This window comes from Halalkalibacter flavus, assembly GCF_036663575.1.
GTDB lineage: Bacteria > Bacillota > Bacilli > Bacillales > Bacillaceae_D > Halalkalibacter > Halalkalibacter flavus.
In genome coordinates this window covers 1-261 of sequence record NZ_JAWRVK010000284.1, presented here as the reverse complement: position 1 = coordinate 261, position 261 = coordinate 1, and the positions used below count along the sequence as shown (strand labels likewise).

The following is a 261-nucleotide window of genomic DNA, read 5'->3' as shown; positions in this document are numbered from 1 at the left end:
GTCTGCGCATTGGCAGCCAGACGCAGCGTGGCGGTCGCCACCACGCGAATCTGATCGGGGGGAATATCCTGCAGTTGTTCAGAGAACCGTCTGAGGCATTGCCAGCCCCGCGACATCGCGTCGGCTGACAACAGGTTATTTTTATCCAGACCGGCAGCAAGGCGAACCTTGCGCTTAATTTTTGCAACGGTCTGGATACTGCCAGAGACCTCACGCACCACCAACATATGAAAGCTGTTAGACCCTAAATCAATCGCTGCA

Annotated in this window: 1 protein-coding gene; it reads right to left on the bottom strand. The window is 55.2% G+C overall.

Annotated elements, in window-relative coordinates:
* Positions 1-261, bottom strand: a 261-nt coding sequence (locus tag SAY88_RS25215; protein ID WP_431308929.1) for a Ppx/GppA phosphatase family protein, incomplete at both ends; no start/stop codon positions are given.